Source organism: Nocardia sp. bgisy118 (genome assembly GCF_057708605.1).
The window spans coordinates 483,055-503,493 of the sequence record NZ_JBYISM010000001.1; the positions used below are offsets into that span (position 1 = coordinate 483,055).

The following is a 20,439-nucleotide window of genomic DNA, read 5'->3' on the forward strand; positions in this document are numbered from 1 at the left end:
CCCGACGGTAGCCCCCCGGAATGTACGGATCGGTGTCGCTCATCGGAAACTCCTGTGCCGCAGTGGTTGTAGCTGTCCGGCGTCAGTGCGCCGGCGACGCCGCGAGTTCGTGTTCCAAGGTGGCCACGAGGCGATCCAGCAGCGCTTCCAGTCGCCGCTCGACCCCCGCGCCGTTGCGGCACGACACCGTGATCTCCAGCCGCCCACCCGATTGCACGATGGCGAACAGCAGCGGCATCATCCCGCTGTGCTGCGGCAGCACCCGGATGGACGTCGGGGTGTAGCCGGGCACCGCCATGTCCGTCAGATCGAAGACGCCCACGTGGGTCACCGTGGCGGAGACCAGGTTCCGGCCGAGGCGCGCACCGACCCAGTTGCCCACGCGCATCACTCCACGGACCACCGCGGGCGGGAAGGCCGTCAGGCCGCCGTTGTCCATCTGATTGAGCTCACGGTTCTCCTTGAGGCCCGCGCGCAACTGGTCGTTCACGGACTTCCAGTCGTCGCCCGGGGCGACGTCGAGGAACAGCGGCAGCGCCAGGTTGGCGGTGGACCGCAGCGTGTGGTCGTGCCTGCGCAGGTCGACCGGAATCATGAAGCGGGACTTGGTCTGCGCCGCCTCGGCGAGCACGGCGGCGACCCGCGCGAGAATTCCCTTGCCGGTGCCCTCGATCGTGCGGTGCCGCAGCAGCCAGCGCGAGGCGGCCGGATCCTGCTTGCCGCGACCGGCCGCCGACGAGAAGGTCGGCATCAGCAGCGAGGGCTTGCCGGGCGCGCCGATGCGCGCGACCAGTTGGACGTCGGCGACCGGGTCGGGCGCGCCGACCGGTTCGACGCCGCGCAGCGCGCGGAACACGTCGTCCACCCACATGCGCATGCCCATGCCGTCCATGACGCCGTGGAAAGCGCGGAAGACGATGGTCACCGGATCCGCGGTGAGCAGCAGGATTTCGCAGGTGCGGTCCGGCGTCGGGCCGATCGGGCTGTTGAGGACGGGGTCGTTCTCCAGCTCGGGGTAGGTCAGCGTGTGGCCGTCGACGACGCGCACGGTGGCCGCGACGCCGCTGTCCACCCAGTCGTCGCCGTCCCGGACGAGCCGGGAGCCGGGGATGGCCGCCGCGGCGACGTCGACCGCGCGCTGGAGTTCGGCGGGGTCCAGCGCGCCCTGCCCGTGCACCGCCACCTGCATCAGGAACGGCGGTGCGAGCTCACGCGCGGCGAAGTACAGGCGTTCGGTCGGGGTGATGGGACGGCGAAAGGTGGTGTCGCTGCTCATGATTGCCTCCGGGTCGGGATCAGCGCAGGTTTTTGGTCAATTCGCGGACGCCCCCCTGGGTGTCGAGCCAGGCGAGGAAGCTCGCCAGCCCGGCCTCCCGATCGACGATCGGGAGGTAGCCGAAATCGCGGCTCGCCGCGCCGGTGTCGTAGGTCGCCGAGCGGGTCATCAGCGCCACCGCATACCGTGACAGCGGCGGCGACCAGCGGGTGGCCACGGCGGGAATCCGCCAGACCGTCTCGATCACGGCAACCACCGCGTCGAGCACCCGCCGATTCGGCTGCCTGGTCGGCGGCTGATAACCCAGCTCGGCGGCGACCTGCCCGAGGAACTTCCACACGTTGGTCTGCTCGGCGTCGGCGATGAAATACGGCTTGCCGCCGACGGATTCGGAGGCGAGCGCCAGTATCGTCGCCTCGACGATGTTGTCGACGTGGCACAGCGAGGCGTACACGTCGCGCCCGTACGACAGATCCGGCAGCTTGCCCTCGGCGACGCGATCGAGCAGCCGCACGATCGGGCCCGACCGGTCGCCCGCCCCCCAGATCGCCCTCGGCCGCAGTGCGCAGGTGGCGAAACCCGGTGCGTTCGCGGCGAGTACGGCGCGCTCGGCGGCGGCCTTGGTCTCGGAGTAGAGGTTCAGGTAGCGGCGCGGATAGGGGAGGGACTCGTCGACGTCGAGCAGGTCGCCGCCGTGGTAGTCCATCATCGCGCTGGGGCTGGAGATGAACACGAACCGCGACGCGCCGCCCCGCTTGGCCGCGTCGAGCAGCCGCTGGGTGGCGCGGACGTTCTCCTCCCAGAACTGTTCGCGGGTGCCGCGTTCGTCGACGCGGGCGGCGCTGTGCACGACGGCGTCGATCCCGCCGGTCGCCTCCACCAGCGACGGCGCGTCGGTGAGATCACCGTAGACGATCTCGACCCGCTCGCGCGCATCTCCCAGATCGCTCAGATTGCTGGTGCGCCGCACCAGGATTCGCACGTCGTGCGCGCCGTCGGCCACCAGCCTGCGCACGAGCGCGCCGCCGAGGAAGCCCGAGGCCCCGGTAACGAGAATCTTCATCGCTGGCCCTCTCGATGATCGGTGGGTGTGCCGTCGCCGGTCGCGTCGGCCCGGCCGGAGCCGAGCCGATCCCCGTACCAGGTCAAGCCGAAGATTTGGGTGAGCACCGCGGTTTTCAGCGGGGAATGCCCGGTGCCGCGCGTGGCGCGCAGCGCGACCGGGATCTGGGCCGCGTGCACCACCACGCTGAGAAACGCGTCGATCCACCACACGGCGCGCAGCCAGCGGTTGCGTGGCGCCCGTTCGACGAGCGCCGCGACAAGGCCTGCCGCGAGGTAGAGCCAGCCGAGGACCGGAATCGCTCGCAGCGCTGTCGTTCTCATCGGCGCGCCTCGGCCTTCAGCTGCTTGTCTGCCCACACCGCGAGCTGTTCGCGGCCGATCTTGGCGTTGTGCCGGATGTCCACCGGGAACTTGGGGTGCACCAGGACATCGGTGATCTGCTTGGTGAGCTCGTATTCGGTGGCGCGGGTGCGCAGCTTCATCTCGACGGCGGTGCGATCCACACCCGGCTTCAGCTCGACGCACAGCACGGGTCGCTGCGCGCCCTTCACGCCGACGCCGACCAGCGCCGTGCGCGCCACGCCGGACACCGTGTTGAAGATCTGCTCGAGCTGCACGGTGAACATCGGACCGTCCGCGGTGACCACCCGCTGACTCTTGCGCCCGCAGAACCAGATTCGGCCCTGTTCGTCGATCCGGGCCAGATCGCCTGTGCGGTGCCAGATCCGGTCGCCGTCGACGATTTTGCCCTGGTGGTTGGCCTCGTGCGGCCAGTAGTACGCGGTGCTCACGTTCGGACCCGAGACGACGAGTTCGCCCACGCCCCTGGTCTTCTCCAGTTCGCCCGCCAGCTCCTCGGCGCGCGCCCAGGTCGGGATCGGCGCGTCGGTGATGGCCACCAGCCGGGCTTCGACCCGGTCCGACGGCCGCCCGATACAGGTGCCTTCGCCCTGATGCGCCTTGGTCACCAAGCCGCCGAGTAGTTCCCTGGATTCGATGGTGGACATGGGCAGCGCCTCGGTGGAGCCGTAGCCCGCGAAGATCTGCACGTCCTCGTTCAGCACGTCGCGCAGCCCGGCGATGCACCAGTCCGGCACCGGCGCACCGCCGGAGTAGATGCTGCCGAGGGTGGGCAGATCCGTCGGGTGCTGCTCCAGGTGGCGCAGCAGCGGAATCAGCACCGCTGGGGAGGCGAACATGGTCCGCACCCCGAATCTGCCGATGGCGTCGACCACGTGCGCCGGGTCCGTCGAGCCGACCTGGCTGGGAATCAGCGGCGGCAGCACGCAGCGCGCGCCGAGCAGCAGATCGAGCACGCCGACCAGCGGCAGGGTGATCAGCGAGGTGTCCGGAGGGACGTGGCCGCGCGCGGTGTCGACCTGCTCCACCATGGCGGCGAGGTTGCCGTGGGTGAGCTGAACCGCCTTCGCCGGGCCGGTGCTTCCGGTGGTGAAGGCGATGATCAGCAGACTGCCCGGGTCGGCGGGTGCGCGATTCGGCGCCGGGCGCTGCGGGCGCCGGGCCCAGTCCTGCAACCGCTCACCGCGCCAGAACCACTGTTTGCCGACGGTGACCGCGGTGCGCACGCCGCGGAAGCTGCGGGGGAACAGAACGCGCAAGGCGTGCGCCTGCGGGATGCCGATGAACGCCTCGGCGTCCACCGCGCGCAAGCAGCGCAACATCTTGCGCACACCCATGCCCGGGTCGATGACCACGGGCGCGGCCCCGATCTTCAACAGCGCGAACAGGATCGCGTAGAGCTCGGGGCTCGGCAGGACCAGCACGATGGTGCGGGTGCCGGTGCCGACGCCGGAGGCCGTCAGCCGCTCGGCGATCGCGTCCGACCATTCGTCGAGTTCGCGATAGCTGAGGTGCCGGTAGGCCGGCAGGCCATCGGGATTCTTCCCCTCGGGGTAGATCACCGCTTGGCGGTCCGGCTCCGTGCGCGCGAACGCACGGAACCGGTCGATGGCCTGCCAGTAAGTCCCTGCGGTCACGCGGGCGCCCCGACGAGGGCAGGCAGCCGGTACAGCACCGCCGCCGCCGACGGACCCGCGCCCGCCGCGACGAACAGCACCTGCGTGTGCGGGCCGAACGCATCCTGCGCCACGGCGCGGTCGTAGGCCAGTGGCAGCGCGGCGGTGTGCGGGTCCCCGTCGGACAGGTCGGGGGTGCGCACCGAATCACGCGCGATGCCGAGCGCGTCCGCCAGCCGCAGCGGGAATTCCGCGCTCGGTGTGGAGGCGATGAGCACCGTGGCGGCCAGATCGATGTCACCGGCCTCGGCGAGCGCCGCGCGGGCGGGCTCCAGCGCGACCTCGAGGAGGCGGTCCTCGAAGCCGGGCTCACGCTCGACGGTCATCAGGCCGCGGCCGACGGTGCCCATGGTGGCGGTGTCGACGTAGGCCTCGATGGCCGGCGTGCCCTCGGCGGTCGCGGTGTGCACACGGCCGAAGCCCTCGGGCTCGTCGGTGCGCTCCAGCAACAATGCGGCACCCGCTGTGGCGTAGGGGAATTCGTCGTCGGCAATCGCGCGGGTCAGCGACGGGTGGGTGTCACCGGAGACGATCAGCACGTGCTCGGCGCTGCCGGTCTCCAGGATCGAGATGGCCACCTGCACCGCGTTGAGCACGCCGACCGCGCCGTTCATCAGGTCGAACGAGAACGAGGTCGGATCGTCCTTCTCGTACTCGAGGCCGATGCCCGCCGCCTTCTGGATCAGCGCGGATACCGCGGGTTCCACGGTGTTCGAATCGCGGTGCACGCCCGCGTTGATCAGCACGCCGACCTGCGCGGGCTCGATGCCCGCGCGGTCCATCGCGCGCCGTGCGGCGCGGCCGCTGTGCGCGATGATGCTGTGGGTGTCGCCCGCCCGGCTGACTCCGGTGGACTTGATACGCACGCCCATGTCGATTACCTCAGACCTTCAGGGAGGAGATGGTGGTGGACAGGAAGCCGGTCACGACGCCGGAAGCGGCCGGGATCATCAGCAGTTTCGATCCCGCCGGGATGTTCTGATCGCTGAGCTGATCGTGCAGCACGATGAAATGCGAAGTGGTGGAGGTGTTTCCGTACTTGTGGATGACGTTGAGGTCCGGCGGCATCGGCGAGCCGAACTCGCGTGCGGCGATCGCGTTGGCGTAGGGAACCGCCGCGGCGCCGAACTGGTGGTGGATGATGTAGTCGAACTGCTCGTCGGCGAAGGTCTTGCCCTGCGCGTCCAGGTAGCTGCCCTGGGTGTTCGGCCAGAGCATGAACCGGGCCTCGTTGTGCATCTTGCGGTTGTCGGTGTACAGGGCGACGCCCTGGGTCCGGCCGCTGGGCATGCCGAGGCACAGGTGCGAGTGCTCCGAGGCCGTCATCATCTCGATGTAGTGGATCTTGTCGGCGTCGTCGACCGCCTCGTCCAGCACGATCGCGCATCCCGAATCACCGACCGAGAGCGAGGCGAACTGCAGATCGTATTTCTCGGAAATTTCGTTCACCGCGGTTTCGGCGATCGGCGTAATTGCTTCACCGCTGACCACCATGCCGTTTCGGACGATGCCGGCGCGAATCATCCGATCGAGGATGTAGGTGCCGGAGAGCATTCCGGCGCACGCATTCGAAATATCGAAAGTGATCGCCTTTCGAGCGCCGACGTGTTTGGCGATCGACGAGGCGAAAGCGGGCTCCATATACACCCTGGTGCCGTGCTTGCTGCGCGTGATCGAACTGGAGATGATCACGTCGAGTTCGGCGGCGGAGTACCGTGACCTGGACAGGCAGTCCTCGGCGGCCTTGATGGCGAGCGCGAAGGAATCCTCGTAACTTTCCGGACGCGTATCGTGCACCCGGCGTTCCTTGATTCCTGTGATTCGCTCGAGATCGAACGACGGCGGCACCTTGAGCCGCGCGATCAAGTCCTCGGTGGTGACGCTGTTCGAGGGCAGATATGCGCCGATGGATTCGAAGCGAGAATGCGACACGTGAGCTCCTGGAAATCGTTGACAGATACGGTTCCGGATCTTCTCTGATCGTCGGTGCGTCGGAACACTACCGGACAGTAACTAGAAATGGGTACGTTTCGAAATCGACCCTCCTTCTCAGACAGTCGGCGCGGCGACGTATACGTTTCGTGCGGTGTCACTAACTGGATACTGCTCGGCTATGGCCGCTCGCTATGGTGGCCGGTAGGGGGCACTTCACCGCCCTGACACTCGTTTTGCGAGCTTGCTGGGCGACGAAGGCGATCCGCGGCGCGATGCGGGTGCGTTGTGAGCGCGAACAATTGGCTAACCAGGGTTCGAAATAGCTAGGCGGATGTACGAAGTGGTACCGCCGAGCTTCCTGTGAGTGACCTCACTCGCCTGCGAGGCCTTGCGAACCGGTCGGTATCGAAAGCGGGTTCGTCGCCCCCGAATCTCGGCAATGGCGTTGGGGTGGAGGCGAACCGGTTCGTCGCCGATTTCGGGCCCGCGCGTGCTCGCCTCCGGTCCGGATGGGCGGCCGAGTGGACATCGAATTGGGCGACCGGGCGTACTCGCGCCTGCGGCCCGGCTCCGGACAGGCCATCGACAGACGTCGCAGGCGGCGCGATTAGGCTTCCCTTATCGCGGATGCACCGCCGCACCCGTCCGCAGAAGAATCGGAGGAGCTGTGTCATGACGACCGAGACCGAGCACGTCGATGTACTCATCGTCGGGGCCGGATTGTCCGGCATCGGTGCGGCGTACCACGTGCGGCAGGCTTTCCCGGGACGTCGTTTCGCGGTTCTGGAGAGCCGCGCCGCCCTCGGCGGCACCTGGGATCTGTTCCGCTACCCGGGACTTCGCTCGGACTCGGACATGTACACCCTCGGCTACCGCTTCCGCCCCTGGCTGGGGGAGAAGGCGATCGCCGACGGTCACACGATCCTCGATTATCTGCGGGACACCGCGAGCGAGAACGGGATCGCCGAACACATCCGCTACCACCACCGCGTGGTGCGGGCCGAATGGTCCTCGTCCGACAATCGGTGGACCGTGCGCGCCGAACGGACCGACACGGGCGACGTGGTCACGCTGACCACCGATTTCCTGTGGTGCTGCTCCGGCTACTACCGGTACGACGAGGGCTACACGCCGGACTTCGCGGGCACCGAGCGCTTCTCCGGTCCGATCATCCACCCGCAGCACTGGCCGGACGAGCTGGACGTCGCGGGCAAGCACGTGGTGCTCGTCGGCAGCGGCGCCACCGCCGTGACGCTCGGGCCCGCGCTGACCGCGCAGGGTGCGCACGTCACCATGCTGCAGCGCTCACCCAGCTACATCATCTCCGCGCCCGAACGCGACAATCTGGCCCACCGGGCGCGAAAGTGGTTGCCCGCCAAGGCTGCCTACGCGGTGGCGCGCGCGAAGAACGTCGCCATCGCGACCGCGATCTATCAGCTGAGCCAGCGCTACCCGGAACGCATGCGGGCACGCATCCGCGGGTGGCAGCAGCGCTGGCTGCCGCCGGGCTTCGACATCGACACCCACTTCACGCCGAAGTACAACCCGTGGGACCAGCGGCTGTGCCTCGCGCCGAACGGCGACTTCTTCCGCGCTATTCGCAAGGGCGAGCTCGACATCGTCACCGATCGCATCGAGACCTTCACCGAGCGCGGTCTCGCGCTGGCCTCCGGCGGCCACCTCGACGCCGACATCGTCATCACCGCAACGGGTTTGAACCTGCTCGCCTTCGGCGGCATGAAACTGGTCGTGGACGGGAAGCCGGTCGAGATGGCCGATCACCTCGCCTACAAGGCGATGATGCTCTCCGGGGTGCCGAACTTCGCCTTCGTGATCGGTTACACGAACGCGTCGTGGACGCTGAAAGCGGATCTGGTCAGCGAATACGTAGTGCGCCTGCTGCGGCACATGGACGCGCACGGCTACGCCCGCTGCATGCCGGTGCGCGACCCTTCGGTCGGCAAGGCGCCGCTGTTCACCAACTTCATGCCCGGTTACGTGCTGCGCGCCGCCACCCTGTTCCCGATGCAGGGCGATCGCGCGCCGTGGGCGCTGCACATGAACTACGTGCGCGATCTGATCACGTTGCGCCACGGCGCGATCACCGACGGCGCCATGCGATTCGAGGGCGCCGCGCGCCGCGACCGGATCCCCGCCGGGACGTAGCGAGCGCTTCCGGGAGGGGCGCTCGGTAGGCGCTGCCGGACGAGTCCGTCCGTGAACTGCGCACGGCCGGAGCGAATGCGGAGATGCGTTTACTTCGCGTCCGAGGACCGGACCAGCGCGACGGCGGTGAGCAGGCGGGCGGCATGCTCGTCGAACCGTTCGCGCGGGACGTCCATCGCGCCGTTCAGCCACGGCCGGTACAGGTAGGCCAGCGCGCCGAAGATCGCGTTCGCGTTGAGCACGCTGTCGAGGTGGTCGGGGCCGGGTTCGCGGTAGTCGCCCGCGCCGATGGTCATGGCGATGGGCGCGGTGAACAACTCGATGAGCTCGTCGCCGCGCTGCGACAGCACGGGGGTGGCCTGCGACTCGACGAACATGATCCGGCCCCGGCGCGGATCCTCGGTCAGATAGTCGGTGAAGGCGGCCACGACGTGGCGGAACATCGCCTCGCGTTCGATCGGCGCCTCGGTCAGCGCGTCGAGCAGGTGGTCGCGCGCCCCGACGACCACGGTTTCCAGCACGGTGACCAGCAGCGCCTCCAGATTGGGGAAGCTCTCGTAGAAATAGCGCTCGGTCAGCCCGGCCTGCCTGCACACCCCGCGCATGGAGATCTCGGCGGCGCCGACGGTCGCCATCAGCTCGGTCGCCGCCTCGACGAGTTGTGTTCGGCGCGTGGCGATCCGCTCGGCGGGGGCGAGGCCACGCCAGTTGCGCATACGGGCGAAGGATTCATCGGAATCTGCGACCATCCCCCGATCCTCTCATGCCCGAATCGGCTACGACGGGGGCCGAGTTCCCGGCGTTCAGCCGGCCGCGGGGGGTGCCTCGGGGAAGAGGTTCGGGATGTCGAGGGCGTATTCGACGTCGGCGCGGGTGCCGAGGGTGGTCAGCAGCACCCGGATCATGGTGAGTCGCGCGGCGTCGACGGTCTCGGCGTCGGGTTCGGCGCCGGGCGCGGTGCCCGCGGAGATGCGGTAGACGACGTACTCGCAGACGTGCAGCGCGGCGTCCAGATCGAGCGGGGAGGGGATCGGTCGGTCCAGCTCGGTGAACGTCTCGCGGACGGTCGCGCGGATGTCGTCGAGGGCGCGCTCGCGATAGGCGGAGACGGGCGAGCCCGGATCGTGCAGCTCGGCGAACAGCGGGCGCAGCATCGCGCCGTGGCCGCGCGCCCAGCCCAGGTAGGCGTCGATGAGCCGGATGCCGAGTTCCACGGGCTCGGCGGTGCCGGTGAGCGCGGCGCGGATGCCGCTGACCAGGCCCTCGTTGGAGGCGGTGAGCAGCACGTGCAGCGGTTCGGCGGCGTTGCCGAAGTACCGGTAGAACGTCGGCCGCGCCAGCCCGGCCTGTTCGATGATCTGGGCGACGCTCAGTCCGCGAGAGCCGTTGCGGGTGAACACTTCCGCCGTGGCCAGCACGATCCTGGCCTTGACCTCCTCGGCCTGCTCCCTGGTCTGCGGTGGGCGGCCGCGGCGCGTCGTCGTCGCGTCAGTGGACATGGTGAGACCTCACAACCGGATGTCGGGCATGTCTGTGCTGCACAACGGAGAGCTTGACACGGGACACGTCACGAGGATTAATCTAACACCACTGTTCAGTAAATGTCTGGACGTGCGCACCCGAACCGCCCTCCGAGAGGTCCGACCATGACGACCGCCGCCAAGCTGCCCGCCGAAGCCGCCGCACTGCCCGCCGACCTGGTCCGGCCGCTGCTCGAGCATGCCGTCGCGGGCCGCGCGCCCGCGGTCGAAGTGTTCGCGCCCGCCACCGGGCGGCTGATCACCGAACTGCCCCAGTCGTCCACCCGCGACATCGAGCGGGCCTTCGCCACGGCACGGGCCGCGCAGCGCGAATGGGCGCGCCGCCCGGTGCGCGAGCGCGTCGCCGTGCTGCGCCGCTTCCACGACATCGTGCTCGCCGAGCAGGACACCATCCTCGACCTCGTGCAGACCGAGACCGGCAAGTCCCGTGCGCACGCCTTCGACGAGGTCGGCGACGTGGCGGTCAACGCCAGGTACTACGCCTCGGTCGCCGAGAAGCTGCTCGCCACCCGCAAGCCGCGCGGCGTGCTGCCGGTCCTCACCCAGGTCGACGTCCGCCACCGGCCCAAGGGCGTCGTCGCGGTGATCTCCCCGTGGAACTACCCCCTCGCGCTGGCCGCCTCCGACGCGTTGCCCGCGCTCGTCGCCGGCAACGCCGTGGTCGCGCGGCCCGACAACCAGACCGCGCTCACCGCGCTGTGGGCTATCGATGCCGCCGTGCGCGCCGGGCTGCCGCGCGGACTGTGGCAGGCAGTGCTCGGCCGCGGTTCGGTGATCGGCGGCGAGGTCATCGGCCGCGCCGACTACGTCGACTACACCGGCTCCAGCGCCACCGGCCGCACCATCGCCCAGCAGGCCGGCGAACTGCTGATCGGCTACTCGCTGGAACTGGGCGGCAAGAATCCGCTGCTGGTGCTCGCCGACGCCGACGTGTCCCGCGCCGCCAGGATCGCCATCCGCGCCTGCTTCGCCTCGGCCGGGCAGCTGTGCGAATCCATGGAGCGCATCTATGTGCACGAGGCGGTCTACGACCGCTTCGTCTCCGCATTCGTCGCCAACGTGCGCGCGATCGAGCTGGGCGCGGAGCTGAACTACGGCAGCGACATGGGCTCGCTGACCTTCCAGCGCCAGCTGGACACCGTGCGCGCGCATGTCGACGACGCCGTGGCCAAGGGCGCGACGGTGCTCGCGGGCGGTCGCGCGCGCCCCGATCTCGGCCCCTTCTTCTACGAGCCGACGGTGCTCGCCGGTGTGCGGCCGGGCATGACGGTCTACCGCGAGGAGACCTTCGGCCCCGTGGTCTCGATCTATCGCGTCGGCAGCGACGAGGAAGCGATCGAGGCCGCCAACGACACCGCCTACGGACTCAACGCCAGCGTGTGGACCAAGAACGTGCAGCGCGGCCGGGAGGTCGCCGCGCGCATCAACGCGGGCTCGGTGAACGTCAACGAGGGCTTCATCGCCGCGTGGGGCAGCGCCGACGCGCCGTCCGGCGGTCTCGGCATCTCCGGCACCGGGCGGCGGCACGGCCCCGAGGGCCTGCTCAAGTACATCGACACCCAGACCATCGCGGTGCAGCGGGTGCTGCCGATCGCGCCGCTGCCGGGGATGTCGGAGGAGCTGTGGGCCAAGACCATGACGCTCTACTTCGCCGTCATGAAGACGCTGCGCCAGAAGTAAAGACACGAACGCAGGGATAGGGAACGAATGAAGCTGGACACGGTTGCGGGCAAGAAGGTCCTGGTCACGGGCGCTGCCATGGGCTTGGGCAAGCTGTTCGCCGAGCGCGCGGTGCGCGAGGGCGCCGCGGCGGTGGTGCTGTGGGACGTCAACGAGATCGCGCTGAAGGGCACCGCCGCCGAACTCGCGGGTCGCGGGTCGCGGATCGAGGAGTTCGTGGTGGACGTGTCCGACCGCGACGCCATCGCCGAGACGGCGGCCGCGGTGCGCGAGGCGGTCGGCGACATCGACATCTTGGTGAACAACGCGGGCATCGTGCGCGGCAACACCTACTTCTGGGAAACCGAGAACCGCGCTGACATCGACAAGACCATGGCGATCAACTCGCTCGCGCCGATGTACATCACGCTCGAATTCCTGCCCGCCATGGTGCGCGGCGCCGGCGAGGGGCGGGTGCTCAACATCGCCTCGTCCGCGGGCTTGGTGTCCAACCCGCGCATGTCGGTCTACGCCGCGTCCAAGTGGGCGGCGCTCGGCTGGTCCGACTCGGTGCGCCTGGAACTGGAGCAGGCGGGCCACGACCACGTCAAGGTCACCACCGTGTGCCCGACCTACATCAACACCGGAATGTTCGACGGCGCCAAGGGTTTCTGGCTCACCCCGATCCTCGAGCAGGACGACGTGGTCGACACCTCGTGGAAGGAGATGAAGCAGGGCAACCCGCTGGTCGTCCTCCCGTGGACCTCCCGCCTCAACCGGGCGCTCTCCGGCGTCCTGCCGCTGAAGCTCCGCGACCTCTTCCTCGACACGGTCGGTGTCTACCGCTCCATGGACCAGTTCACCGGGCGCAAGAAGTAACCGGCCTCGGCGCCGTTGCAGCGCCCGCCCTCGATTGCGCGGTGGTCAGGGGCGGGCGCCGACGACGACGGTGGCGTAGTACTCCTCGGACTCCGCGACGCGCGCGGTGAGACCGTGCGCCGCGAGGATCTCGATGGCGACGACCGACTGTTCGGGACTCGATTCGACCAGCAGGTGCCCGCCGGGGGCAAGCCACTCGGACGCTTCGGCGGCGACGCGGCGGAAGACGTCCAGTCCGTCGGCGCCGCCGTCGAGCGCCGTGCGCGGCTCGTGGTCGCGGGCTTCGGGTGGCATGCCCGCGATGTGGCCGGACGGCACGTACGGGGTGTTGGCGAGCAGAATGTCGACGCGGCCGCGCAGGTCGCCGGGCAGCGGCTCGAACAGGTCGCCCTGGTAGACCGCCGCGCCGAGCGGATCGAGATTGCGGAGCGCGCACGCGACAGCGGCGGGTTCGATATCGGCGGCGGCGAGTTCGACGGTCCGTCCCTCGGCGATGAGCGCGGTGGCCAGCGCCAACCCCAACGCCCCCGAACCGCAGCACAGGTCGACCACCGTGGGCGCCGACCCGACCGCGCCCGCGAGCGCGAGTGCCTCCTCGACCAGGAAGACCGTGCGTTGCCGCGGCACGAAAACCCCCGGCCCGACCGCGACCCGCAGCCCGCGGAACTCCGCCCACCCCAGCAGGTGCTCCAGCGGTGTCCCGGAAACCCGTTGCGCGACAAGGCTGTTCAGATCGCTCCCGGTCTCGTCCGCCGCGCCGATCAACAGCCGCGCCTCGTCCTCGGCGAACACACACCCTGCCGCCCGTAACTGCGCCGCCACCTCGGCGACCTCCACACCTGACACCCGGCCATCCTGCACGAGTCGGCTCGGCGTCTGCCAGCGGGTATCCGGTGCCGGTGCGAGATGGGACTGCCGCACCACCAGGTTCGTCGATGACTACCGAACGCCGTGGCCTGTGTGTTCGTCGAGCAAACCGGTGGTCCGAACGCGTCGCGGCCCGAGCGAGGACGTCTCACTCGGGCCGCGACGCGCGTGGCTATCGGGACATGTCCAGCTGGAAGGTGCGGGTGGCGTCGAGGTAGATGCCGCGCTGGGCGTTGCGGGCGGGTGGGGGCAGCTGGGAGACCAGCTGTTCGAGGGACGTGGTGGCGCCGACGACGCGGGTGCCCGCCACGATGAAATCGGCGACCGCGCGGCGAATGTGATTGGGCGAGGTCACCACGACGGCGCTGGTCGCGCCGACATCGCGCAGCAGCCGACTGCTGAACAGCGCGTTCTGCACCGTCGAACTCGCCCGGTTCTCGACATGGACTCGGGAGGCCGGGATGCCGCGCTCGACCAGCCAGTTGCGCATGGCATCGGCCTCGGTGATCCCGTTCTGCGGATTGCCGCCGGTCACCACGATCGGCGAGAACGGTGCCGCGACGGCCTGGATCCAGGCGGCGGTCAACCGGTTCACCAGCTCGGGGCGCAGCGCGCCGTCGGGGAGCAGACCGTAGCCGAGCACCACGATGCCCGTCTGCGGACCGATCAGCGCGGGCAGCGGATTCGGCAGGGTGCCGACCGCGGCGCCGATGGCATTGAGCACGTGGCCGGTGCCCGCGGCCATCACCGGGTCGGTGGCCTGCAACCGGCCCATGGCGTCGGCCAGTGCGGGCAGGTCGTTGGCGTAGTGCGACCAGATGGCCTGCAACGAGAGCGCTTCGGCGTCACCGGGATCGGTGCCGAGCAGCGCGCGCAGGTCGGCGAGGCCCGCGCCCTCGTTGCCGTCGGTGAAGTGGCGCTGGGCGGAGTTGTAGAGGGCGTCGGTTTCGGGGGACGCCTGGGCGGGCGCGCCGACCAGACCGGTGAGGGTGAAGGCCGCGAACGACGCCGCGACCAGGGATTTCCAATGCCTCGAGATTCTCACTACAGTCGACACCTTTCCACGCGTGAAACGGGTTTCGGTACGTCAGCTGACAGTTGGCCGGTGGCAAAGCTCCGTCCACGATACGACCGCGACCGGGCGGAACCCGGTAATTCGCGGGCCGAATCGCCCCGTGACTTCGCGCGATCGCGCCGCGACTTCTCGCGATGACGGGCCGGGAGACGATGACTCCGCTCGGGTGCGCGGGTTGCTGCCGGAATGCGTCCGGCAGCGCCCACTAAGCTGTCACCCCGTGGACACCCTTTCGCTGACCGGCAAGGAACTCGCCGCCGCCATCAACGCCGATACCAAGGAACGCGCCGCCGCGTTCGTCGCGGGCGCGCACGCCCCGCGGCTGGCCCTGGTCGTGGCCAACGACGATCCCGCCAGCGCCTGGTACGTCAACTCGCTGCGCAAGGCCGCCGAGCGACTCGGAATCGCGTGCGATCGCATCGATCTGGGCGCCGACGCCACGGCGGAGCAGATCCGAGCGGAACTCGACGCGCGCAGCGCCGACCCCTCCTTCGACGCGATCATGCTGCAGACCCCGCTGCCCGCGGGCGTCTCGCTCGACGACGTGAGTTCGGCGATCGCCGCCGACAAGGACGTCGACGGCGTCAGCCCGCTCTCGCTCGGCCTGCTCGCCGCCGGTCTGGACGGTTTCGTGCCCGCCACCTCCGAGGCCGTGGTCGAGTTGCTGAAGCACCACGAGATCCCGTTGCGCGGCAAGCTGGTCGCGGTCGTCGGGCGCTCGAACATCGTCGGCAAGCCGCTGGCGCAGCTGCTGCTCGCCGAGGACGCCACCGTCACCGTGTGCCATTCGCGCACCGCCGACCTGGCCGGCGTGACCTCGACGGCCGATGTGGTGGTGGCCGCGGCGGGCCGGGCCGGGCTGGTCACCGGCAAGCACGTGCGCGAGGGCGCGATCGTCATCGACGTTGGCACCAACGAGGCGCCGGACGGCGGCATCGTCGGCGACGTGGACGCGGATTCGGTGCGCGGCAAGGCCGCCGGACTCAGCCCCGTCCCCGGCGGCGTCGGCCCGGTGACCACCGCGCTGCTCATGCGGCACGTGGTCGCGGCGGCGGAGAAGCTGCGCGGCTGACGGCTGCGGTGGCGGAACCGTCGCCGAGATCGGCGAGCGGCGCGGTTCAGCCGGCGGCGGCCGGGCGGCGGGGAATCGTCCGCGAGATCGGCGGGCGGTGCGGCTCAGCCCGCGGCGGCGATGCCCGTGATGAGGGTGCGGTCGCCCGCGCGGGCCACGCTGACCAGCTGGGCGTTGTAGGTCATCGGGTCGCGGCCGGGCCGGGACTCGGTGATCACGACGCGATATTGGCCCGCGAACGCGCCGGGGGTGATCGCGACGCAGTGCGTGGTGCCCGCGGGGATGCTGTCGATGCCGTGCTGAATGGCGTCCACGGTGGGCACCGAGGCGTTCGGCGCGACCACGGTGCGCGCCTGTTCGGCGGAGCGCGTCACGTAGTACGCGTACTGGAACGCGAAGATGGCCCCCGGACCGGAATCCGTGCCGCCGTCGCCGTTGCCCTGAATCTTGTCGCCGATGCGCTCCGCGGGGCAGCGGGACGCGGGAACCACCAGCGGCTCGGTGGTCGGGGCGGGACTGTTGGAGGCCGTGGGCTGCGGCGCGGGACCGCCGCGGAAGTACAGGAAAGCCGCGGCAGTGACCGCCAGTGCGGCGACGGAACCGATCAGCGCGGGAGCCCAGCGGCGCAGCGGCGGGCGTTTGGGGGATCGGTCGATCATCCGTGCGAAGACGTCCTCTTCGGGGAAGTGCATTGGCTCCGGGGCGAATTCGGCGTCGGGTTCCCCCTCGGGTTCGTGAGAGTCGTACGGCCGCTGCGACTCCCGGACCGGCCAGTCGCCGCGAAAGCGCAATTCACCGGGCCACGGCGGCGACCCGGGCGCGGCAGCCCGCGGCATCATGCTCTGTCCGGGTCGTGTCGTCATGTCCGGTCGTTCCATCTCCCCGCCTTCATCAGGTCACGCCGTCGGGTAGTCCCACATCGAAACCAGCTCCCCGGCACGATACTGCCAGGGAACCGCGTTCTGCGAAACGTCCGGGGCGCGTGGCGCGGAGAGGCGGACCACTGGACCCGGGCTCACCAGTGCACGTTGACCGGGTCGCCGATGCCGACCGTCTGGTAGTACCAGGCCGCGTCGTCGGGTGCGAGATTGATGCAGCCGTGGCTGACGTTGGCGTAGCCCTGCGAATCCACCGACCACGGTGCCGAGTGCACGAAAACGCCACCCCACGTGAGGCGTTCGGCGTACTCGCCGTTGATCAGGTAGCCCTCCGGCGAGCTCAGCGGGATGCCGATGGTGCGGGAATCGAAGACCACCGAGCGAAACTTCTCCAGCACCGGGAAAGTGCCTGTGGGAGTTTCGAATCCGGACTTGCCCATGGAGGCGGGCATGCTCCGCACGACTTGGCCGCCGATGCTGACGGTGAAGGTGTGCGCGGACATGTCGGCCTCGGCGTACACGCCTTCGTTGGTGCGGAATTCGGTGCGGGCGTTGCCGATTCGGACGGTGATGGCGGAGCGTGCGGGCAGGAAGCCCGTCGGCGTCCAGGTGAGTTCGCGGTCGGTGGTCCAGGCGAACGTGCCGTCGAGCGGGCCTGCCGAGCCGACTGTCACGAGACGCTCGGCGCGAGCGCGATTCGTGACGGGTGCGGCGAACTGGATGGTGATCGGATGCGCGATGCCGACTTCCTGTCCTGCGGTCGGCGTGATCGCCGTGATCCTGTCGGCGGACGAAGGAACGATCAGTGTCGCTCCCGCCGCACCGGAGCCGAACGCGGTCAGCATGATGACCACGGTCGCGAGGAACAGGTGGCGAAGTACGCTCCTCATGGCTCCACCCCTTTCGAGATGGTGTCGTACGCGAAAAACCAGTCTACGCCTTCATGATCAACCCGGCTTGCCGAACATCCAGGACAGGATTTCCCGGGGATCAACCATGAGACCGGTCGGTTTTCTCTAAGCCTTCGAAGAGTAGCGCGCCTCTCATCCAGCCACGGGGTCCGATTACGTCGTCGGCGCTCCGCCGAGCCCCCGCACGGATCGCGATTCCGGCTTGGGTGTCGCGGGCCGGCGGGCGATGCGCCCGCCGAGCCGTTCGTGCACCGTGAACCCGTGCCCGCGGCACCAGCTCGCCAGCGCCGGGATCGCGGCCTCGTCGTCGCGGAAGGTGGGCAGCAGCTGGCCGACGATGTGCAGGCGATGTGCGTCCGCCGTCCGGCACAGGTGCGCGAGTCCCGCACTGCCGAGGCCCATTCCGCGCAGCGCGGGCGTGACCGTGATGCCCTCGAGTTCGATTGTGCTGGTGTGGATCTCGAAGCCGATCTCGATCGGGCCCGGTCCGCGTCTGCGCAACTGCGCGATGTCGGAGGGGATCGGGCGCAGTTCGCCGGGAAGATGATCGATCAGCCGCTGCCGCGCCACCTCGGAAGGGGCCAGCCGGACGCTCTCCAGCAGCCGGTTGGTGAGCTCGTCGACGCACCGGCGGTCGCCTTCGGCGGCCTGTTCGCGCACGAAGGGGCAGTCGCGGGCGATGGCGCGCAGCTGGCGCGCCCACTGCGGCGCGCTCACCGCGAAACGCGACGTGACGACCGCGATGGTGGTCTCGATGCCGACCACACCGGCCAACGTGGTGGTCTCGCCGCCGGAGAGCAATCCCCAGGAGTGCTCGTCGGCCCCGACCCCGTGCCTGCCCAGTTCGCGCCGCAGCTTGTCGAGACGCCGTTCCGCGCGCTCGTACGCGCCGCCGGGCAAGCGGCCGAGCCAAGCGGGCCTGCCCTGCAAGTTGGTGCGGATGCGCAGGTCGGCGAGCGCGATGCGCGCGGCATGGTAGTTGCTCCAGGCTTGCGCGCGCCGCGCGCGGACCTGGAGCGCCGGATCGGAGCCGGGTATCTCGGAGGACGGGGGATCGTCACTCATGACCATCAACCGTAGATCCGGACATGGTCACCTGGGGAGGCTTGCCGATACATCGCCGCGCGAACCGCCCGACGCGCCCTGGTCAGGCCGCTCCTGCCGAGGAAGATGGCGGCGTGTTTCCGTATCGGCGTGTCGCCCATGGGTCGTGCTAGCTGCGTACGGCGTGCACGACCTCGGCGTGCAGGCTGTCGGCGCGCGCGGTGATCTCCTCGATGCGCAGCAACGCGGGCGCGAACTTGTCGCCCAGCGCTGCGGGCAGCGAGGCCAGGTTGATCTCGATGTTGAGCCGCGAGCTCGTGGCGGCGGCGCGTGCCGCGTCGGCCGCGGCGCCGATGTCGGTGACGACGTTCGGGTTGCCGATCGGCAGCAGCTCAGCGGCCAGCGACAGCACCTCGTCGGCCTCGTCGACCACCGCCGCGGGCACGCGTGCCGCCTCCACCAGGGCGGCGTTGATCGCCTCGGTGCGGGCCGCGGTCTCCTCGCCGGTGGCTTTCGGGAGCTTGTACGCGGCGCCCACCGCGGTGAACGCGGCCGCGTCGGCATCCGCCAGGGCCAGCGCGCGTGCGCGGGCCGCGTCGGCGGCCTCGATGATGCGGTCCACGATCGGCCGGTGCTCGGCGTCCTTGGCCCGGGTCGTGTAGCGGGCGACCATGCCGATCAGTGCCGCGCCCTGCGCCGCGTGCAGCGCGGCCACCGCACCGCCGCCGGGTGCGGGGATCTTGGCGGCCAGATCGGACAGGTACTGCGCGAGGGTGACCTCACCGAAGGAAGACGCAGTTTCCTGGGACGACGTGCTCGGCTGCGACACGGGTTGCCTTTCGTTCTCCGGCGGCGTGAATTAATGATCACGCTACCGCCTGCGGCCGTGCGCACCCTGCCCGACCACCGCGTCGGACGGCCGGTGCGCAGTCGGCGCAAACCTGGGGTTATGTTGAGCACATGCGGATCGGATTGGGCATCAACTATTCGGGCGGCTTCAAGGAAGCGGCCGCCGAAGTGGCCGACCTCGAACGGGCCGGACTCGACACCGTCTTCGTGCCCGAGGTGTACTCCTTCGACGCGGTCAGCGCGCTCGGCTACCTCGCCGCGAAGACCGAGCGACTGCAGCTGGCCTCCGGCATCCTGCAGATTTACACCCGTACCCCCAGCTTGACGGCGATGACCGCCGCTGGCCTCGATTTCGTCTCCGAGGGCCGGTTCCTGCTCGGCCTCGGCGCGTCGGGCCCGCAGGTGATCGAGGGTTTCCACGGCGTGCCCTACGACGCGCCGATCGGGCGCACCAGGGAACTGGTGGAGATCTGCCGCAAGGTGTGGCGCCGGGAACGGCTCGAATACCAGGGCAAGCACTACCGGATCCCGCTGCCCGAGGGCGAGGGCACCGGCCTCGGCAAGCCGCTGAAGCTGATCAATCACCCGGTGCGCGAACGCATTCCGGTGCTGCTCGCGGCGCTCGGCCCGAAGAACGTGGAGCTGGCCGCCGAGATCGCCGAAGGCTGGCAGCCGATCTTCTTCCTGCCCGAGCGGGCCAAGGAGGTCTGGGGCGCGTCGCTGGACGCGGGCCTGGCCAAGCGCGACCCCGCCCTCGGCAAGCTGGACGTGTTTGCCGGTCCGGCGCTGGCCATCGGCGAGAACGTGACGCCGCTGCTGGAGTTCGTCAAGCCGCACCTGGCCCTCTACATCGGCGGCATGGGCGCCAAGGGCAAGAACTTCTACCACACCCTCGCCACCAAGTACGGCTACGGCGCCGAGGCGGACCGCATCCAGGAGCTGTACCTGGCCGGGCGCAAGGAAGAGGCGGCCAAGGTGGTGCCGGACGATCTGGTCCGCGACATCTCGCTGGTCGGACCGGCCGGTTTCGTCAAGGAACGTATCGCCGCCTTCCGCGAGGCGGGCGTCACCGTCCTGAACGTGGTGCCGATGGCCGCCACGCCCGCCGAGCGGGTCAAGCTGATCGAGCAGCTGCGCGAGCTGGTCTGACGAACGCGACGGGGGGTAGGGGGGGGGGGGGCGGGGG

19 protein-coding genes are annotated in these 20,439 nt (G+C 69.6%); 5 read left to right on the forward strand and 14 right to left on the reverse strand.

Annotated elements, in window-relative coordinates; all coding sequences use genetic code 11:
* Window positions 1-82: 82 nt before the first annotated feature.
* From AC3EO7_RS02125 to AC3EO7_RS02150, 6 genes are read right to left on the reverse strand one after another with little or no spacing between them, the layout of a single operon-like run.
* Complete coding sequence (locus AC3EO7_RS02125) at window positions 83-1,276, reverse strand: peptide synthetase (protein ID WP_435590301.1); 1,194 nt, start codon at window positions 1,274-1,276, stop codon at window positions 83-85.
* A gap of 19 nt (window positions 1,277-1,295) precedes the next feature.
* The gene (locus tag AC3EO7_RS02130) at window positions 1,296-2,339 is read right to left on the reverse strand and encodes an NAD-dependent epimerase/dehydratase family protein (protein ID WP_435590302.1); all 1,044 of its coding nucleotides are present in this window, start codon (window positions 2,337-2,339) and stop codon (window positions 1,296-1,298) included.
* The gene (locus AC3EO7_RS02135; protein ID WP_435590303.1) at window positions 2,336-2,662 is read right to left on the reverse strand and encodes a hypothetical protein; all 327 of its coding nucleotides are present in this window, start codon (window positions 2,660-2,662) and stop codon (window positions 2,336-2,338) included. Before AC3EO7_RS02135 ends, AC3EO7_RS02130 begins: the two co-directional genes overlap by 4 nt.
* On the reverse strand, window positions 2,659-4,338 hold the full coding sequence (locus tag AC3EO7_RS02140) for a fatty acid CoA ligase family protein (protein ID WP_435590304.1): 1,680 nt from the start codon (window positions 4,336-4,338) through the stop codon (window positions 2,659-2,661). The genes AC3EO7_RS02135 and AC3EO7_RS02140 overlap by 4 nt, the downstream gene beginning before the upstream one ends.
* The gene (locus AC3EO7_RS02145) at window positions 4,335-5,249 is read right to left on the reverse strand and encodes a hypothetical protein (protein WP_431968832.1); all 915 of its coding nucleotides are present in this window, start codon (window positions 5,247-5,249) and stop codon (window positions 4,335-4,337) included. The genes AC3EO7_RS02140 and AC3EO7_RS02145 overlap by 4 nt, the downstream gene beginning before the upstream one ends.
* A 10-nt stretch (window positions 5,250-5,259) precedes the next feature.
* Window positions 5,260-6,309, reverse strand: a complete 1,050-nt coding sequence (locus AC3EO7_RS02150; RefSeq protein WP_431968830.1) for a 3-oxoacyl-ACP synthase III family protein — start codon at window positions 6,307-6,309, stop codon at window positions 5,260-5,262.
* 675 nt (window positions 6,310-6,984) lie between these two features.
* Here AC3EO7_RS02150 and AC3EO7_RS02155 point away from each other — a divergent pair.
* Window positions 6,985-8,478, forward strand: a complete 1,494-nt coding sequence (locus tag AC3EO7_RS02155) for a flavin-containing monooxygenase (RefSeq protein ID WP_435590305.1) — start codon at window positions 6,985-6,987, stop codon at window positions 8,476-8,478.
* 89 nt (window positions 8,479-8,567) lie between these two features.
* Here AC3EO7_RS02155 and AC3EO7_RS02160 read toward each other — a convergent pair whose 3' ends face one another.
* Both AC3EO7_RS02160 and AC3EO7_RS02165 read right to left on the reverse strand, forming a co-directional pair.
* Window positions 8,568-9,227: a TetR/AcrR family transcriptional regulator gene (locus AC3EO7_RS02160; protein WP_431968826.1), complete on the reverse strand. Its 660-nt coding sequence runs from the start codon at window positions 9,225-9,227 to the stop codon at window positions 8,568-8,570.
* A 54-nt stretch (window positions 9,228-9,281) separates the two neighbouring features.
* Entirely contained in the window at window positions 9,282-9,977 is a 696-nt protein-coding gene (locus AC3EO7_RS02165) for a TetR/AcrR family transcriptional regulator (RefSeq protein WP_431968824.1), read from the reverse strand.
* 147 nt (window positions 9,978-10,124) lie between these two features.
* Between AC3EO7_RS02165 and AC3EO7_RS02170 the strand changes: the two genes are divergently transcribed.
* Both AC3EO7_RS02170 and AC3EO7_RS02175 read left to right on the forward strand, forming a co-directional pair.
* Window positions 10,125-11,699 carry a succinic semialdehyde dehydrogenase gene (locus AC3EO7_RS02170; protein ID WP_435590306.1) on the forward strand — a complete coding sequence of 525 codons (1,575 nt, stop codon included), beginning with the start codon at window positions 10,125-10,127 and terminating at the stop codon, window positions 11,697-11,699.
* Window positions 11,700-11,726: 27 nt separating this feature from the next.
* Window positions 11,727-12,557 carry an SDR family oxidoreductase gene (locus tag AC3EO7_RS02175; protein ID WP_431968820.1) on the forward strand — a complete coding sequence of 277 codons (831 nt, stop codon included), beginning with the start codon at window positions 11,727-11,729 and terminating at the stop codon, window positions 12,555-12,557.
* Window positions 12,558-12,602: 45 nt separating this feature from the next.
* On the opposite strand, the gene AC3EO7_RS02180 is transcribed toward AC3EO7_RS02175, so the two are convergent.
* Window positions 12,603-13,403: a putative protein N(5)-glutamine methyltransferase gene (locus AC3EO7_RS02180; protein WP_431968818.1), complete on the reverse strand. Its 801-nt coding sequence runs from the start codon at window positions 13,401-13,403 to the stop codon at window positions 12,603-12,605.
* 193 nt (window positions 13,404-13,596) lie between these two features.
* Window positions 13,597-14,469 carry a YdcF family protein gene (locus tag AC3EO7_RS02185; RefSeq protein WP_431968816.1) on the reverse strand — a complete coding sequence of 291 codons (873 nt, stop codon included), beginning with the start codon at window positions 14,467-14,469 and terminating at the stop codon, window positions 13,597-13,599.
* A gap of 250 nt (window positions 14,470-14,719) precedes the next feature.
* Between AC3EO7_RS02185 and AC3EO7_RS02190 the strand changes: the two genes are divergently transcribed.
* Window positions 14,720-15,571 (forward strand): bifunctional 5,10-methylenetetrahydrofolate dehydrogenase/5,10-methenyltetrahydrofolate cyclohydrolase, encoded by an 852-nt coding sequence (locus AC3EO7_RS02190; protein WP_435590307.1) that lies wholly within the window; start codon window positions 14,720-14,722, stop codon window positions 15,569-15,571.
* A 104-nt stretch (window positions 15,572-15,675) separates the two neighbouring features.
* Here the strand turns inward: AC3EO7_RS02190 and AC3EO7_RS02195 are convergent, their stop codons facing one another.
* The 4 genes from AC3EO7_RS02195 to AC3EO7_RS02210 form a co-directional block, all read right to left on the reverse strand.
* Entirely contained in the window at window positions 15,676-16,434 is a 759-nt protein-coding gene (locus tag AC3EO7_RS02195) for a DUF8176 domain-containing protein (protein ID WP_435590308.1), read from the reverse strand.
* Between the two features lie 152 nt (window positions 16,435-16,586).
* Entirely contained in the window at window positions 16,587-17,339 is a 753-nt protein-coding gene (locus tag AC3EO7_RS02200; protein WP_435590309.1) for a L,D-transpeptidase, read from the reverse strand.
* A gap of 174 nt (window positions 17,340-17,513) precedes the next feature.
* Entirely contained in the window at window positions 17,514-18,425 is a 912-nt protein-coding gene (locus tag AC3EO7_RS02205; protein ID WP_435590310.1) for a GNAT family N-acetyltransferase, read from the reverse strand.
* A gap of 148 nt (window positions 18,426-18,573) precedes the next feature.
* Window positions 18,574-19,233, reverse strand: coding sequence for a cyclodeaminase/cyclohydrolase family protein (locus AC3EO7_RS02210; RefSeq protein ID WP_431968806.1), 660 nt, complete (start codon window positions 19,231-19,233; stop codon window positions 18,574-18,576).
* A 131-nt stretch (window positions 19,234-19,364) separates the two neighbouring features.
* On the opposite strand from AC3EO7_RS02210, the gene AC3EO7_RS02215 reads away from it, so the two are divergent.
* A complete protein-coding gene (locus tag AC3EO7_RS02215; protein ID WP_435590311.1) occupies window positions 19,365-20,402 on the forward strand; it encodes an LLM class F420-dependent oxidoreductase in 1,038 nt (345 codons plus the stop codon).
* Window positions 20,403-20,439: the final 37 nt, after the last annotated feature.

Bases quoted from the DNA above. Each gene is read 5' to 3' on its own strand.
- AC3EO7_RS02200 (WP_435590309.1), bottom strand. From the start codon at position 17,339: ATGAGGAGCGTACTTCGCCACCTGTTCCTCGCGACCGTGGTCATCATG.
- AC3EO7_RS02160 (WP_431968826.1), bottom strand. From the start codon at position 9,227: ATGGTCGCAGATTCCGATGAATCCTTCGCCCGTATGCGCAACTGGCGT.
- AC3EO7_RS02175 (WP_431968820.1), top strand. From the start codon at position 11,727: ATGAAGCTGGACACGGTTGCGGGCAAGAAGGTCCTGGTCACGGGCGCT.
- AC3EO7_RS02125 (WP_435590301.1), bottom strand. From the start codon at position 1,276: ATGAGCAGCGACACCACCTTTCGCCGTCCCATCACCCCGACCGAACGC.
- AC3EO7_RS02135 (WP_435590303.1), bottom strand. From the start codon at position 2,662: ATGAGAACGACAGCGCTGCGAGCGATTCCGGTCCTCGGCTGGCTCTAC.
- AC3EO7_RS02170 (WP_435590306.1), top strand. From the start codon at position 10,125: ATGACGACCGCCGCCAAGCTGCCCGCCGAAGCCGCCGCACTGCCCGCC.
- AC3EO7_RS02215 (WP_435590311.1), top strand. From the start codon at position 19,365: ATGCGGATCGGATTGGGCATCAACTATTCGGGCGGCTTCAAGGAAGCG.
- AC3EO7_RS02155 (WP_435590305.1), top strand. From the start codon at position 6,985: ATGACGACCGAGACCGAGCACGTCGATGTACTCATCGTCGGGGCCGGA.
- AC3EO7_RS02195 (WP_435590308.1), bottom strand. From the start codon at position 16,434: ATGACGACACGACCCGGACAGAGCATGATGCCGCGGGCTGCCGCGCCC.
- AC3EO7_RS02130 (WP_435590302.1), bottom strand. From the start codon at position 2,339: ATGAAGATTCTCGTTACCGGGGCCTCGGGCTTCCTCGGCGGCGCGCTC.
- AC3EO7_RS02165 (WP_431968824.1), bottom strand. From the start codon at position 9,977: ATGTCCACTGACGCGACGACGACGCGCCGCGGCCGCCCACCGCAGACC.
- AC3EO7_RS02145 (WP_431968832.1), bottom strand. From the start codon at position 5,249: ATGGGCGTGCGTATCAAGTCCACCGGAGTCAGCCGGGCGGGCGACACC.
- AC3EO7_RS02205 (WP_435590310.1), bottom strand. From the start codon at position 18,425: ATGAGTGACGATCCCCCGTCCTCCGAGATACCCGGCTCCGATCCGGCG.